Annotated in this window: 7 protein-coding genes; 2 read left to right on the top strand and 5 right to left on the bottom strand. The window is 70.9% G+C overall.

Features of this window, described 5'->3' with window-relative positions; translation table 11 throughout:
* The first annotated feature begins 13 nt into the window (after positions 1 to 13).
* Positions 14 to 2,068: a M13 family metallopeptidase gene (locus ACFXKA_RS02385; protein ID WP_379425512.1), complete on the top strand. Its 2,055-nt coding sequence runs from the start codon at positions 14 to 16 to the stop codon at positions 2,066 to 2,068.
* A gap of 30 nt (positions 2,069 to 2,098) precedes the next feature.
* On the opposite strand, the gene ACFXKA_RS02380 is transcribed toward ACFXKA_RS02385, so the two are convergent.
* Genes ACFXKA_RS02380 through ACFXKA_RS02370 form a run of 3 tightly spaced genes read right to left on the bottom strand, consistent with a single transcriptional unit; the run spans position 2,099 to position 4,823 of the window.
* Complete coding sequence (locus ACFXKA_RS02380; protein WP_354830530.1) at positions 2,099 to 2,434, bottom strand: MmcQ/YjbR family DNA-binding protein; 336 nt, start codon at positions 2,432 to 2,434, stop codon at positions 2,099 to 2,101.
* 35 nt (positions 2,435 to 2,469) lie between these two features.
* Entirely contained in the window at positions 2,470 to 3,831 is a 1,362-nt protein-coding gene (locus ACFXKA_RS02375) for a SagB family peptide dehydrogenase (protein ID WP_379425510.1), read from the bottom strand.
* The gene (locus ACFXKA_RS02370) at positions 3,828 to 4,823 is read right to left on the bottom strand and encodes an ABC transporter substrate-binding protein (protein WP_379425509.1); all 996 of its coding nucleotides are present in this window, start codon (positions 4,821 to 4,823) and stop codon (positions 3,828 to 3,830) included. Before ACFXKA_RS02370 ends, ACFXKA_RS02375 begins: the two co-directional genes overlap by 4 nt.
* A 190-nt stretch (positions 4,824 to 5,013) precedes the next feature.
* Between ACFXKA_RS02370 and ACFXKA_RS02365 the strand changes: the two genes are divergently transcribed.
* Complete coding sequence (locus tag ACFXKA_RS02365) at positions 5,014 to 6,108, top strand: AMP-binding protein (protein WP_379425507.1); 1,095 nt, start codon at positions 5,014 to 5,016, stop codon at positions 6,106 to 6,108.
* Positions 6,109 to 6,236: 128 nt separating this feature from the next.
* On the opposite strand, the gene ACFXKA_RS02360 is transcribed toward ACFXKA_RS02365, so the two are convergent.
* Positions 6,237 to 10,796 (bottom strand): amino acid adenylation domain-containing protein, encoded by a 4,560-nt coding sequence (locus tag ACFXKA_RS02360; RefSeq protein WP_379425506.1) that lies wholly within the window; start codon positions 10,794 to 10,796, stop codon positions 6,237 to 6,239.
* The gene (locus tag ACFXKA_RS02355; RefSeq protein ID WP_379425504.1) at positions 10,793 to 15,853 is read right to left on the bottom strand and encodes an amino acid adenylation domain-containing protein; all 5,061 of its coding nucleotides are present in this window, start codon (positions 15,851 to 15,853) and stop codon (positions 10,793 to 10,795) included. The genes ACFXKA_RS02360 and ACFXKA_RS02355 overlap by 4 nt, the downstream gene beginning before the upstream one ends.
* Between the last annotated feature and the right edge of the window lie 10 nt (positions 15,854 to 15,863).

Here is a 15,863-nt window from a genome sequence, read left to right as displayed (position 1 = left end):
AGAGGTAGTGCCTGTGAGTTCGTCGGATCGTCCGGCCGGTATGGACCGTCGTCGTTTTCTGATCGCGCTCGGTCTCGCGCCGGCCGTCGCCACGCTGGCGGCGTGTAGCAGCGATACGAAGAACACGGTCACCTCGACCCAGCTCACCGGCCCCGACATGTCCGGGTCGGACGCGACGGTGCGGCCGCAGGACGACCTGTACCGGTTCGTCAACGGCAAGTGGCTGCAGGAGTATCAGCTGCCGCCGGACAAGGTGTCGTTCGGGACCTTCGACGATGTCGCGGATCGGGTCCAGGGCCAGCTGCGCGAGATCATCGAGGACATCAAGGATCCCAAGCCGGACACACCCGAGCAGCAGATCCGCGATCTGTACGACGCCCGGATGGATGTCGACACCATCGAGCAGCTGGGCCTCACGCCGCTCGCCGACATGTTCGCCGACATCGACAAGGCCGCGGGCAAGCCGGAGCTGGCCAAGGTGATGGGCGCGCTGCCGATCGGCGGGCTGATCGGGCTGGGCGTCTCGGTGGACCGGAAGAACTCCCGCGCGTACATCGCCTCGGTCGGTCAGTCCGGAATCGGCTTGAGCGAGCAGTACTATCGCAAGCCCGAATACGCCGACAAGCTGGCCGGATACAAGGCATACCTGGAGAAGATCGCGACCGGGGCCGGATTCCCGGACCCGGTGGCCATGGCGGGCCGGGTACTGGATCTGGAGAAGCGGATCGCGGCCGGGTTCTGGGACAACATCAAACTGCATGACACCGAGGCCAGCTACAACAGGATGTCGTGGGCCGACATGGTGGCGCTGGCGCCGCAATTCGATTGGGAGCCCTGGCTTTCCGGGAATACCGATCGGCCCAAGAGCCTGTTCGCGACGGTGATCGTCGGCGAGCCGTCGTTCGTCACCGCGGCGGGGCAGCTGTGGCACGACGTGGATATCGCGGTGTGGCGGGACTACTTGAAACTGTCGCTGGTGCGGGAGTTCGCCCGGTTCCTGCCGAAGACGCTCTCCGACGCCAACTTCGAATTCTTCGGCACCGTGATGAGCGGGCAGCAGCAGCGGCCGGAGCGGTGGAAGTCGGCGGTCGGCACCGTCGACAGCACGGTGGGCGAGCAGCTCGGAAAGCTGTACGTGGCCAAGCACTTCCCGCCCGAGGCCAAGAATCGGGCGATGGACATGGTGGCCGACCTGGTCGCGGCCTACAAGGACAACTTCACCAATTCGACGTGGATGTCGCAGCCCACCCGGGACGCCGCGCTGGTCAAGCTGGGCAAGATGGGCGTGAAGATCGGCTATCCGGACAAGTGGGAGGACTACACCGGGCTGAAGATCACCCGCGGCCAGCTCATCCAATCCCTGCGCGCCGCCAATGTTTTCGGCGCCAAGAAGATGTTCGACAAGCTGGACAAGCCGGTGGACAAGACCGAGTGGGGTATGACGCCGCAGACGGTGAACGCCTACTACCAGCCGGTCAACAATGAAATCGTGTTCCCCGCAGCCTTTTTGCAGCCGCCGTTCTTCGACCCGAAGGCCGAGGCGGCGGTCAACTACGGCGCGGGCGGCGCGGTCATCGGTCACGAGATCGGCCACGGCTTCGACGATCAGGGCTCCAAGTACGACGCGGACGGCAACCTGAAGGACTGGTGGACCGCCGAGGACCGGGCGAAGTTCGACGCCCGTACCAAGAAGCTCGTCGACCAGTACAACGGCCTGGTCCCCGCTGGTCTCGACCCCGCGCACCACGTCGACGGCACCCTCACCCTCAGCGAGAACGTGGCCGACAACCGCGGCCTGCAGATGGCCTTCGCCGCCTATCGCATCAACCAGAAGCGGGCCGGCGTCGAGAACCCCGACTATCAGCCCATGCTCGAGTCCTGGGGACGCAACTGGCGGTCCAAGCAGACCTCGCAGTACACCGAGAATCTGCTCGCCAACGACTCCCATTCGCCCGACGAGTTCCGTGCCAACCAGGTGGTCCGCAACCAGGCCGAGTACCACGCGGCCTTCACCACCAAGGACGGCGACAAACTCTTCCTGGCCGAGGACCAGCGCGTCACCTTCTGACCCACCCCGATCGCGGCGGGATCCGGCCGTTCAGACCGGATCCACCAGTTCCCGGGGTGCGGCGAGCCGCCAGGAGTCGGTGACGATGGCCGTCAGTTCATCGTGGTCGTCCAGGGCGGCGAGTCGCACCCGCACCCACGCGTTCCCGGCCTCGTGCGGGGCGATCCAGAACTTCTCCGGCTCGGCCTGCACCAGCTCGTCCCGATCCACGATGGGGCACCGGACCGCCATGGAGGTCTCGTTCTCGGGCAGGGTCAGGAACAGTTTCCCGGCCACCCGGAAGGTGGGCATCTGCCATTCGAACTGCTCGGTGGTGCGCGCCAGCGCGAGCGCCACCGCCCGCACCTGATCCCCGGTCGCCGTCATGATCTCGATGCTCCCAGCCGGGTATGACACCCAAACTAGCGGTCCCCCGCGGGCGTGCCGAGGATCATGCTGCCCACATTGCATTCCTCCAGTTCGTCGGCACCGGTGGCGGCGGTGAAGGCGGCGGTGTCGGAGAAGCCCTGGGCCACCGCACCGAGGTTCATGGCGGTGGCGGTGAGGTAGAGGGTCTGCATGAGGACCCCGACGTGTTTGAGGATATTCGCGTAGGCGACCGACTCGTAGGACCACATGACGCGACCTGCCCGAGCCGAGATCAGCAGCAGCAGTTGGGGTTCGGTGGCGTTGGCGAGGGTGGCCGTGGTGGTGCGCACGAGTCGCTGGACCGCGGCGGAATCGGCGGGGGCGACGGGGCGCAGGGCGTGCTCGAAGGAGTCGTAGTGGTACATGCCGGGGGTCAGGCCCTCGACATTGCGGACCACCGGATACAGCTCCAGTTCGTGCACGCTGCCACCGGAAGGGTAAGGGCGGGAAGGGAGTTCGCCGCCGTCCGGGGTGGACTCCACCGAGCGGGTGCGGGCACTGCGGTACAGCAGTTCGGCCAGCTGGGCAAGGGTGATCGGCCGGGCGTCGTCGAAGGACCGGCAGGAGCGACGGTCCTCGAGGACGGCGGTCAGGGCCGGGTCGGTGGCGCGGAGAGTGGCGAGGTCCGGCGCCGGGAGCGCGATCGGGGCGCCCGGGTAGGGCGCGCGCCGCGCCGGGCGTTGCGGGAACTCGTCTTTCGCCCATGCCGTGGGGCCGAAGTTGTCCCAGGTGACGGTGCGGGAGCCGAGGGTGCTGCGCCGGTGGAACCAGAGGTCGGGGGCGCTCCAGCTGCGGGTGGTGAAGTCGCGGTCCTCGGCGGCGGGGTCGGCGGTGAAGCCGCCCCAGCGCAGGTCGGCGGCGATGCGGGCCGAAAGGGCCTCGGGCAGGCCGAGTTCGGTGGGATCGGCGCCGGCGGCGAGGGCCAGCAGGCGGGGGTCGTGGACGCGGAGATCGCACCAGGAGGTGGGGTGCTCCAGGACCAGGCCGCCCGGATCACGGTGGATGACAGTGAATTTCGACAGGACCGGGCGCGGTCCGCCTGCGCTCGGACGCGCGGGCGGGGTGGTGAAGGGGCGCAGGGTGTAGAGGTCCCGGTCGCCGTCGCGGACGGTGACCTCCAGCCAGCCCGCCCCGGCCAGCCGGTCGAGAAGGGTTGCCACCGACTCGGATTCGGCCGCGAGTTCGCCCGCAGTCACCCGACCCCGATTGAGGGCCTTCAGCGCCTGGCTCTGGGCCGGGGTGAGCCCGGTCAGCTTCTCGTTGTGCGGCGGGTTCAACAGGACCGCGCCGCCGGGGACGGTCAGGCAGGTGACGCCGGGACGGAGGGCGTAGCGGAAGTCGTGGGTGCGGATCATTTGGCGGCGTTGGCGAGAGCCGGTTCGAGCTTGTCGAGCAGGTAGGGCAGGGCCAGCGGGGTGGGCTGGTTGATGGCGCTGATCTCCTGGACGGTGAGGAAGACCGCGGAGTTCTTCTTGACCGCGGGCAGCGCGCCGAATCCCGGTAGGCCGCGGTACTTCTCGTCCATGCCGGGCGAGTAGCCGGCCAACAGCAGGTCGGAGTCGAGTTCGTCGAGGCGTTCGGGCGAGAGGGCCAGGCGGCCGCCGGAGCCGCCCTGGTCCACCAGATGCTGCGGGATGGTCATGCCGAGCTGGGTGAACAGGCGGCTGGACCCGTCCTTGGGGTCGGTGAGCACCATGAGCTGCGACGGCCCGGCCAGCCAGGAGCTGATGAAGGTCTTGTTCTTCAGGCCCGGATTGCGTTGCGCGATACCGTCGATGCGGCCGTTCAGGTCGGCGATCAGCTTGTCGGCGGCGTCGGTCTTGTGCAGCACCTGGCCGAGCGCGCGCACCTGGTCGGCCCAGGGCGTGACGGCCTCCTTGGTGAGCCCGGGCAGGGTGGGCGCGACCTTGGACAGGTCGCCGTAGGTCTTGGCGTCGGCGATGAACGGGTCGGCCAGGATCAGGTCCGGGTTCAGCGCGGCCACCTGTTCGGCGAGGTTGCCGGTGGTCTGCAGCGCGGTGGACTGTGCCAGCGCGGCCGGTTCCCACGGCGGTGCGCCCTTGCTGAGCACCGCGATGTTGTCGATGTAGCCGACCGGGGTGACGCCGAGCGCCTGCGCGGTATCGAGCCACTGATTGCCCAGCGCCACGATGCGGGCCGGGGTCCCGTTCACGGTGGTCTGCCCGAGGGCGTGGGTGATGGTGACCGGTTCGCCACCGCCGGCGGCCGAGTCGTCGGACTTCGATCCGCAGGCCGCGAGCCCGAGGGCGAGCAGGCTCACTACGGCCGCAATGGCGGCTCGCGCGGTGATCGATCGCCCGCTGCGCGCGGTGAACGCCGACTTCATCGTGACTCTCCTGTCTGCCGATGCCCGCCCGTTCGAGGGCGAACGGTAGGTGAGCCTAGCCTAATTTTCCCGAGGGGTGGGGACCGTTGTCGCCGATTCGATCCCCTAAGGGGTGGTTGATCGTGCCCTCGATCGATTAGGTTAGGGTTGCATAAGTTAGAAGCGGGGGTTTGGAACGATGGAGCGAGCGGTGCCGGAAATCTTGTCCGCCGTCGAGCGTCATCGGCTCGTGGACGAATGGGCCAATGGCGTCGAACTGTACGACGTGCCGTCGGTCTCCATGCTCATCGAGTGCGGGCGCCGCGTGCCCTCCCTGCGGACCGCCGTGCGCTGCGGCGATCACATCCTCACCTATGCCGAACTCTTCGAACGCCTCGACGGCGGCGTCACCGGGACCGCCGGGCCCACGCTCGACGATCTGGCTCGCGTGCTGTGCGATATCGCCGCGGCCGCCGAATTCGGCTCGGTGCTGGCCGAACTCGGGCCGCACGGCACCGGCATGAAGCCGGTCGCGGTGGCCGCGGCCGCCGACGATCGCCGCGCGGTCGCCGCTGATCAACGCTCCTGCCCCATCGACCGGGCATACGGCTCGCCGGATGTGCGGCTGCTGGCCATCCGCTGGGACACCACCGACGCCGCGGTGGAACTGCTGGCCACGCTGGCCGACGGCGCGACCCTGGTACTGGCCACCGCCGCTCAGCGCGCGGACGCGGCCGCCCTGGCCGAGCTGATCGCCCTGAGCGCCTCGACCCATGTGGTGGCCGACGCCGGGACCCTCGCGAACCTGGCCTTCCTGCCCTCCCCAGCGCTGCCGACCGTGCGGCGCTGGGATGTGTTCGGAAACGACTGCCCGGCCGCGCTTTCCGCCCTGCTGCGCGAACTGGCCCCCGGGTCGTGCACCGGATTCGCCTACACCACACCGGAATACGCGGGCGTCGCGGCGCGCGGACCGCTGGACGGCTCCGGCCGGGTGCGGCCGATTCCGGGCGCGCGGCTGCTGGTGCTGGACGAGTCGCTGCGGCTGGTGCCGCCGGGCCGCTCCGGGCAGGTGTACCTGGGTGGTTCCGCGCTGGCGCTGGAATTGGACGGTGCCGCCGAGGGTTTCGTGGACGACCCCTTCGTGCCGGGCGGGCGGCTGGTACGCACCGACACGCACGGCGGCTGGACCGCCGATGGCTGGCTGCTGCTGGACATGATCGAATCCGTGTCTCCCGCAGCGCCTTCGGCCACCGAGCCGATCCCCGCGCCGGGCCGGGGCGACACCACCGGCTACGCCGCGGCCTGACCGCGCCCCGCCCGTATCTTCGGCCGGCCGCGCAGCCTCTCCTGCGGCGGCCCGACCGCCGAACTTCGTCCGCGATACCGGCCGCCCGCCCACTCTCGCGCGGCGGACGGCCCTTACCGCCTGGGTGATCAGGACACGGCGACTGCCACGGCAACCAGGCTGCGCTGCCAGAGTTCGGTCAGCCGGTTGGCTTCCGCTGCGGTGAACAGGGTTTCGCTCCAGCGCCAATTGGTGGTGAGCTGCGGGCCCTCCGGGGTCGAGCCGATGCCGGCGATGACATCCAGTGCGTAGCGCAGGGGGAGGTCGGGTTCCGGGTCCAGCGGCAGTGCCTCGTTGAGCGGGCCGGTGAGCAGGGACCAGGATCGGGAGTCCTGGCCACTGAGGTCGACTCGGCCGAGGTAGTTGAACTCGATCTGGGGGTGCCGTGCGGTGGCCAGTTCGGGGACGCGGGCAGTGTAGCGGAGCAGGCCGTAGTCCACGCCCTGGTTGGGGATGGCGGCCAGGTGCGCGGTCACCGATTCCAGAAGAGCGCGGGCCGCGGCCGGATCCTGTTCCGCCCGTCCGGCATCCACCGTCTCGCCCGCGCCGAGTCGGATCGGGAACACGGTGGTGAACCAGCCGAGGGTGTTGCTGGTGTCGGTGCCGAGCAGGTCGTCGGCGCGGCCATGGCCCTCCAGGGCGAGGAGAGCGCCGTGGGAAGGATCCTGGGCACGTTCGCGCCGCCAGCTCGCCAGCGTGATGGTGAGGGCGGTGAGCAGCAGTTCGCGCACACCCTCGTCGCGGGTGAGCGCGGCGAGCAGGCGGGCGGTGACCTCGACCGGGGTCACGGCGGTGGCGACCCGGAGGGAGGACCAGGTGTCGGTGTGCGGGTAGGGGATGCGGCGGCCGATGGCGGGGTCGGGAGCGGCGAGCAGGTCGCGCCAATAGTCCTGCTGTGCACGGACTTCCACGGACTCGGCCCGCTCCGCCATGCGGCGGGAGAACTCGCGGTACGAGGTGGATTCGGGGATGGCGGCGCCCTCGTTCAGGGCGGCGATGAGCAGGTGCCAGGAGACCACGTCCACTGCCAGGTGGTGGATGGTGAGCAGCAGGACATCGCCGTGTTCGGTGCCGGAGAACCGGACGGCGCGCACCATATCGCCGGTGCGCGGGTCGATCTGGTCCATGACCGTCCGGGCCGCGGCGTGCACGGCCGCGGCGGTGTCGGCGGGATCGGCTGTGTGCGTGAGGATGTCGGCCGCGCGGACCGTGCCCGGCGCGGCGGTGACCAGGCGCGGGCCGTCGTCGGTGTCGACGAGGCGTGAGCGCAGGGTGTCGTAGCCGTCGAGGACGGCCTGCAGCGAAGCCTCGAGGGTGCCGCGGTCGATGCCGTCGGGCAGCCGGAGCAGGGCGCTCTGGGTGAAGCGGCGGTAGTTGCCGTACTCGTACATCCACGACACGACCGGAAGCGGCTGCACCGCACCGTAATCCGCCACCCGCTCCGCGGTGGCCGAGTCCGCGGCGTCGAGGGCCGCGGCGAGTTCGCGCAGGGTCGGGGTGGCCAGCACCATGCGCGGGGTGAGGGTGAGGCCGCGGCGGCGGGCCTTGTTGACCAGGGAGATGGCGACGATGCTGTCCACGCCGAGGGCGAAGAAGTCGTCGTCGAGACCGGGGGTGCGGCCGTCGAAGAGTTCGGCGAGGACCTCGGCGAGCTCCTTCTCGGTGGCGGTGCTGGGCGCGGCGCCCGACCCGGCGTCGGCGAGGGCGGCTTCGGCGAGCCGCGTCAGCTCGGGGCCGTCGAGTTTGCCGTTGGCGTTCACCGGCAGCCGCGGCAGGGCGAGCACGCGGGCCGGAATCATATAGGCGGGCAGGCGTTCCGCGAGCGCGGCGCGGGTGCCCGCGGGATCGACGGACTCGCCCCGCTCCCCCACGACGAATCCGACCAGGCTCGCCCCGCCCGCGCGGCGCACCACGGTGACGGCGGCGGTGTCCACGCCGGGCAGTCGCCGCAGGGCGGTCTCGATCTCACCGATCTCGATGCGGTAGCCGCGCACCTTCACCTGCGCGTCGGCGCGGCCCAGGTAGCCGAAGCCGCCGTGGGGCAGCCGGCGGACCAGATCGCCGGTCCGGTACATGCGGCGGCCGGGCCGGAAGGGGTCGGCGACGAAGCGGTCGGATGTGGTTGCGGCGCGGCCGATATAGCCGCGGGCCAGCTGCGGCCCGGACAGGTACAGCTCGCCGACGACGCCGCCGGGTACCGGGCGCAGCCCGGAATCCAGGACGTAGCCGGACATTCCGGCGTTCGCGGTGCCGATGGTCGGGGTGTCGAAGTCCGCGACCGGGGCCACCACGGCCTCGACGGTGGTCTCGGTGGGTCCGTAGCAGTTGTAGACCGCGGTGCCGGACCGGCCTTCGGACGGGGCCAGCGCGCGCAGCCGCGACCACAGCGCGGCGTCGATGGCCTCACCGCCCAGCGCCAGCACGGGCAGCTCGCGGTCCACCAGCCCAGCGGCGTTGAGCTGGGCGAACATCGACGGGGTGGTGTCGATCATGTCGATGTCGTGGGCGATCATGCCCGCGCACAAGCGCTGCGCGTCACGCATTTCCGTGGCGTCGAACAGGTGGATGGTCTGTCCGGCGATCAGGCCCACCATGGGCTGCCAGGAGGCGTCGAAGCTCAGCGACCAGGCGTGCGCGATGCGCAGTGGCCGGCCCAGGCGGGCCATGGCGGGCCGGTAGACCCGGTCGCGATGGTCGGCGAAGTAGGCCATGAGGGCGGCATTGGTCCCGGCGACGCCCTTGGGTTCGCCCGTCGAGCCGGAGGTGAAGATGAGGTACGCGAGCTGGTCCGGGTGGCGGACGACGCGCGGGAGTTCGACAGGGGCGGCGGAGGGTCGTTCGGCGGCAAGGGGATCGCCGAGGAGCAGCATCGGCACCCGCTGCTCGCCGACAGCTGCGACACCTGCACCGGACCGCGGGGATTCGGCGGTTTCGAGCAGATCGCGGGTGGTGTCGTCGGTGACCACCAACGTCGGCCGCGCCTGCCGGAGGATCGATTCGATGCGTGCGGCGGGCAGCGTGATATCCACCGGCACATAGGCTCCGCCCGCGGCGAAGGCCGCGAGCACCGCGACGATCGATCGCACGGTGCGTGGAAGCGCCAGCGCTACAACTGTTTCCGGGCCGAGACCCTGCGCGGCGAACTCGGCGCCGAGCCGGACGGCCGCGTCATGCAGGGCGCGGTAGGTGTACCGGGAGCCGGAGCTGTCCTGGAGTGCAACGGCTTCCGGCGTGGCGGCCACCTGCCGCTCGAACAGCTCCCAGACCGAGGCAGCGTCGGCGCCTGCGGTCGTGGAATGCGGCGCTGCGGGCAGCTCCTGCTCCGACGCGGTGAGCACGCTGAGCGAATCGGGTGTGGCCGTGCCGGTTTCCGGTAGTTGCCGCAGCAGCGCGAGCAGCCGCTCGCCCAGGTCCGCGGCCGGGAAGTAGGGCAGCGCGGCGGCCATCACCTCGAGCTGGACCAGCAGCTCGTCGCCGCTCATGTGCGCGACCACCGTGAGCGGGTAGTGCGCGAGGCTCTCCATCTCGATCGGACGGAAGCAGGCGCCATCGGGGGCGGTGACGGTGCGGATGGCGTCGTCGATGGGGGCGTTCTCGAAGACGAACAGCGTGTCGAAGAGGGTGCCGTGTCCCGCGGCGCGCTGCACGGCCGACAGGCTCAGGAAGCCGATGTCGCGCATGGCGGCGCACTCGCGCTGCAGGCGTGCGCACTGGTCGGCGATGGAGGTGGCGGAGTCCAGATGGTGGGCGACGGGCACGGTGTTGATGAACAACCCGACCATGCCCTCCACGCCCGGAAGCTGGTCGGGCCGACCGGAGATGGTGGTGCCGTACACGATGTCGCGGCGATCGGTGAGCCGCCCGAGCAGCACCGTCCAGGCGAATTGCACGGCGGTGTTGAGGGTCAGCCCGTGCGCACCGGCCCAGGTACGGACCCGGGCGGTGTCGGCAGCGGACAGCAGCAGGCGGGTCTTCTCCGGCACGGCGTTCGGGCCGGCCGGCGCGCCGTCCGCCAGCATGAGCGGACCGCTCACTCCCGCGAGGTAGTCGACCCAGCGTTGGGTGACCGCGGTGGTGTCCTGTGCGCTCAGCCACGCGATGTAGTCGCGGTAGGGGCGCGGTTTCGGCAGTGCCGCAAAGGATCCGCCGGATCGGTAGACGGCGAGCAGTTCGGTGAAGAACACCGCCACCGCCCAGCCGTCCATCAGGATGTGGTGGGCGGTGAGGATCATGCGCCGGGTGCCGGTGTCGGGCACGGTGAGCAGCAGGATACGCAGGGCCGGACCGCGGCTCAGGTCGAACGGCGCGTGTCGTTCGGCCGCCGCGACGGCGTCGAATTCCGCTGGCCGCGCCGACTTTTCGGTCCAGGGCAGTTCGGCCCGTGCGGGCACGATCTGCACCGGCCGCGGCACGTTCTCGTCCCAGAAGGCGGCGCGCAGGTTGGGATGCCGGTCCAGCATGGCCTGCGCGCTGCGCCGCAGCAGCGAGGTGTCCAGCGGTCCGTCGATGTCGACCACGAACTGCATGGTGTACAGGTCGAGGTCGTCGCCGCTGAGACGTGACAGCGAGAACAGCCCCTCCTGCAGCGGGCTCAGCGCCAGCACGTCCTCGATCTGCGGTGGCGGGGTGCGGTTTTCGGTGGTGGTCATCGGGCCTGCCAGGAGGAGGTGAGGGCGGCGAGGGCGTCGGCGTCGAGGCCGGAGGCGCTCATGGGGGCGGATTCCTCCTGCGGGATCGACTCCGCTTGCACGGCAACGGGTTCGGCGACGTCGACCGCGGCGGCGAGTTCGGCGATGGTGAGATGCTCGAACACCAGCTGCGGGCTGAGCGGCAGGCCGAGCGCGGTGGCGCGGGCCGACCACTGGATGGAGATGACGCTGTCGCCGCCGAGGGCGAAGAAGTTGTCGTCGGGCTCGACCTCGCTGATGTCCAGCAGCTCTTCGAGCAGGTCGATGAGCGCGCGCTCGGTGCGGGCGTGGTCGCCGGTGGCGGCGGCGCGGGTCGCCGCGGCGGGCTCGGGCGGGGCGAGCAGCCGCTCCAGCCGGTCGGCGGGCAGCACCTCGAGCTCGGCCACGGTGCGGTCGGGCGCGGTGGCGTACGCCGCCAGGGTGGTGGCCAGCGCGGTCGCGATGTGCTGCACGGTCTCCGGGTCGTACAGGTCGGCATTGGCGACCACGCGCACGGCCAGGCCGCCATCACCGGTGACGTTCACGGAGACATTGAGGTCCAGGAAGGAGACGTCGAAGTCGACCGGCAGCACGGTGGCGGTGGTCGTGCCCGCCACGGCCAGGGTGGCGGGCGCCCAGTCCGCGCCGCGGAAGTGCAGCATGCTCTGGAACAGTGGGTTGCGGGAGCGCGAGCGCGGCGGGTTGAGCGCCTCCACCAGGCGTTCGATCGGAAGTTCTTGGTGCGCCTGGGCATCCAGGACCACGTCGCGGCCGCGCAGCACGGTGTCGCGCAGGGTCGGGGTGCCCGACAGATCGTTGCGCAGCACCGCCATATTGGCGAACAGACCGACGAGCGGTGCGGTCGCGTCGTCGACGCGGCAGGCCACCGGGGTGCCCAGGGTGATGTCCGTGCCGCCGCCCAGCTTGTGCAGCAGGGTCGCGACGGCGGCCTCGTACACCATGAATTCCGTTGCGCCGCAGGCTTCGGCGAGCGCGGCCAGCCCGGAGCGCAGGGCGGCGGGCGCCGCGAAGGTGGCGACCTCGCCGCGCTTGCCGAGGACCGCGGGCCGCGGCCGATCAGGGGCGACATCGATCTGGTCCGGCACACCGGCGAGGGCGGCGCGCCAGAAGTCCAGCTGCGCCCGGCCGTAGTCGCCGGGCAGGCCATCCGCACCGGAGGCGAACGCATCGTGCTGCCACAGCACGTAATCCGGGTACTGCACGGCAAGCGGGGTCCACTGCGGCGCCCGCCCGCCCTCGACCCGCGCACGGTAGGCGGCGACCAGGTCCTCGAGCAGGATGCCCAGCGACGCGTGGTCGGCCACGATGTGGTGGACCAGCAGCGACAGCACGTGCGTGCCCGGGTCGAGGACCAGCAGGCGGGCCCGCAGCAGCGGTTCGGATTCGACCGTGAAGGGGTAGCGGCCGATCTCGGCGAGCTCGTCCGTCAACCGGTCGGCGTCGATGCCGGTGATCTCGAGCTCGACCGCCCCGGCGGCTCGCACCACCTGGTACGGAACGCCGTCCTGCTCACCGAAACCGGTGCGCAGCGCCTCGTGCCGCGCCACCACATCGGCGAGCGCGGCGCGCAACGCGGCGATATCGATGCCGCCGTCGAAGCGGACGGCGAAGGGCAGATTGCCGACCGCGCTCGGGCCCTCCATGCGGTACTGGAACCACATGGCCAGCTGCGAGTAGGACAGCGGCAGCCGGTCCGGACGCGGGCGCGAGGTGACGGCCGGACGCACGGAAGCCGGTGCGGCACAGGCTGTCTCGACCGTCTCGATGTCGTCATCCATGGCATCCAGGTCGATGCCGAACTCGTCGCGGAACCGCGCGACCAGACCGGCGGCCAGCCCGGCCGGGGTCGGGGTGTCGAATACGATCCGCACATCCAGCTCCACACCGAATTCGGCGCGGATCTGCGCGACCAGGCGCGCGGCCAGCAGCGAATGCCCACCCAGTTCGAAGAACGAATCATCCGCGCCCGCCGTCGGAATCCCGAACAGCTGGGTGTAGATGGCACACAGGCGGCGCTCGGTGGCGGTGGCGGGCGCGCGGTGCACCCGCCCCACCGCGGGCGCCGGCGCGGGCAGCGCCCGCTTGTCCAGCTTGCCGTTGACGGTCAGCGGGATCTCGTCGATGACGGCGAAAGCGCTGGGCACCATGTACTCCGGCAGCGCGGCGGCGGCGTGGGCGCGCACCTGGTCCACCTCGACCGTCGCACCGGCCGCGGGCACCAGGTAGGCGGCGAGCTGTGCGCCGACGGCCGGATCCTCGGTCACGATCACCACGCAGTGCCCCACGCTCGGGTGTGCGGTCAGCGCCGACTCCACCTCGCCGAGCTCGATCCGGAAGCCGCGTACTTTGACCTGCTCGTCGGCGCGGCCGACGAAGTCCAGTTCCCCGAACTCGTTGCGGCGGGCCAGATCTCCGGTGCGGTAGAGCCGCGCGCCGGCGGTGAACGGGTCGGCGACGAAGCGGGTCGCGGTGAGCGCGGGCCGGCCCAGGTAGCCGCGCGCCAATTGCGCACCACCCAGGTAGATCTCGCCGACCACCCCGGCGGGCACCAGCTGCAGGGCCTCGTCGAGCACGTAGGCGTGCACGTTCTGATTGGGTACGCCGATGGGCACGATCCCGGTGCCCTGCGGGCCCGCCACCGGCTGATGGGTCGCGCACACCACGGCCTCGGTCGGCCCGTAGTGATTGCGCAGCTCGGCGTCGAAGACGGCGGCGAACCGGTCGGCCACCTCGCCCGGCAGCGCCTCGCCGCCCACCGGGACATGGCGCAGCGCACGCCATTCGCTCACCTCGGGCAGCAGCAGGAAGGTGCCGAGCATGGACGGCACCATGTGCAGCACGGTCACGCCGCGGCGGGTGATCAGGTCGGCGACATAGCGGATGTCGCGGAAGGCATCGGGTTTCGGCACGATCAGCCGCGCGCCCAGCGCGAGGGTGACGAAGATGTCCAGCAGGGAGGCGTCGAAGCTCACCGAGGACGATTGCAGCAGCCGATCGTCGGCGGTCATGCCCCATTCGGCGGTGAAGCCCACCACGTGCTCGGCGATGGCGGCGTGCGAGACCGGGACGCCCTTGGGCTTGCCGGTCGAACCCGAGGTGTAGATGACGTAGGCCAGGTTCGCCGGGAGCAGCGGGCGGACGCGGTCGGTGTCGGCGGGATCGGTGTCCGGCAGCGCGGTGGCGGCGTCCTCGGCGGCGTCGAGTTCGACGCGGCCCAGCACCAGGCGCGGGCCCGCATCGGCGATCAGGTAGTCGATGCGGTCGTCCGGGTAGGCCGGGTCGATGGGCAGGTAGGCCGCGCCCGCCTTGAGCACGCCGTAGACGGCCACGATGAACTCGACCGAGTTGCTCATGCGCAGGGCGACGATGTCCTCGCTGCCGATGCCCTCGCGAATCAGCCAGTGCGCCAGGCGGTTCGCGCGGCGGTTCAGGTCGGCATAGGTGAGTTCGAGGTCGTCGGAGACCAGGGCCAGGGTGCCGGGTCCGGCGGCGACACTGGCCTCGAACAGGTCGACCATGGTGGCCGGGCCGGCCGGCACGTCCACGCCGCGCGACTGTTCCAGGATGGCGAGGCGATCGTCGCCGCCCAGCATGTCGAGGTCGGCGAGCCGGCCGCCCGGGGTGCTCAGCGCCCGATCCAGCAGCCGCACATAGTGTTCCAGCATGCGCTGCACCAGCGGCCGGGGCAGCACGTCCACCTGGTATTCGGCCTCGAGCACCGCGCCGCGCGCGCTCTCGGTCACGACCGCGACGGCCAGCGGGACCTGCGCGGTGGGGGCGCCCAGTTCGTCCAGCTGGGTCGAGGTGACGCCGTCCAGCGCGAAACCGTCGGCGCTCTTGCGGACGCTGAAGCCCAGGCGCACCAGCTGATCCATGCCGTCCCGTCCGGCGACGCGCTCCAGGTTCACCTCGCGCACCACGCGGTCGATGCCGACGGCCTGATGGGCGAAGGCGTCCAGGCAGGTGCGCTTGGTGGCCGCGACCAGGCCGGTGAACGTCTCGGCGCGGTCGAAGGTTTCGCGCAGCAGCAGGGTGTTGCCGAAGTAGCCGATGAGCTGTTCGGCGGCCGCCGACCGGCGATTGGTGACCGGGATGGAGACCAGGAAATCGTCGGCGGCGGTGTAGCGCTGGATCAGGGCGGCATAGCCGGCGAGCAGCACCATGAACGGGCTGGCCGCCTGCTCGCGGGCGAAGACGTCCACCCGGTTCAGGAGATCGGCCGGCAGCGCGACGGTGCAGCGGTCGGCGCGCTTCGACGGCGCGACCACGGCCGAGCCGGGAAGTTCCAGGGGTTCCGGCAAGGGGCGCAGGGTGTTCCGCCAGTAGGCGATGTCCGCCTCGTCCTCGGCGGGGGCGTCCAGGACCTCGAGATCGACGAACTGCGCGGCCGGGGCGGCGGTCCGGGCTCCGTTGTAGGCGGCGTTGAGGTCGGCGAAGAACACGCCCCAGGCGTCGTCGTCCCAGCAGCTGTGGTGTGCGGCCAGCAGCAGCACCCACTCCGCTGTTCCGGTGCGCACCAGCGTGATCCGCAGGGGCAGCTCGGTGGCGAGGTCGAAGGGGCGGCCGAATTCCCGGCGGGCCAGCACCTCCACCCGCACCGGGCGGGCGGACTCGGCCAGGTCGGTCAGATCGTGCGACTGCCACGGCACGGTGATGTCGTCGGCGAACACCTGGAACGGCTCGCCGTCCGCATCCGTACCGAAGGTGGTGCGCAGCACGTCGTGCCGGGCGAACACCGCCGCCACCGCGGTCCGCAGGCGCTGCTCGTCGAGTGCGCCGGTGAGCCGGTACGCCACACAGATATTCAGTGTGGTGTCCTCGGGGTCGCGCGTCTGCAGGAACCACATGCGGCGCTGCCCGGCCGACAGCGGACGCCGCTCCCCGGCCCGGGTGCGGCGCACCGGCGCGGTGGTGGCGGCGGCCAGGCCCTGCTCGGCGAGCCTGCGCCGCAGCAGTTCCCGGCGGCGGTCGGCGACGGAGGTTCCGGCCACGGTCACGGTGGCATCGGTGTCTGACATGAAATCTGGC

Origin of the sequence: Nocardia sp. NPDC059228 (assembly GCF_042754245.1) — a bacterium.
Classification (GTDB): Bacteria; Actinomycetota; Actinomycetes; order Mycobacteriales; family Mycobacteriaceae; genus Nocardia.
The sequence above is the reverse complement of the archived record's forward strand: the minus strand, read 5'-3'. Positions and strand labels throughout refer to the sequence as shown.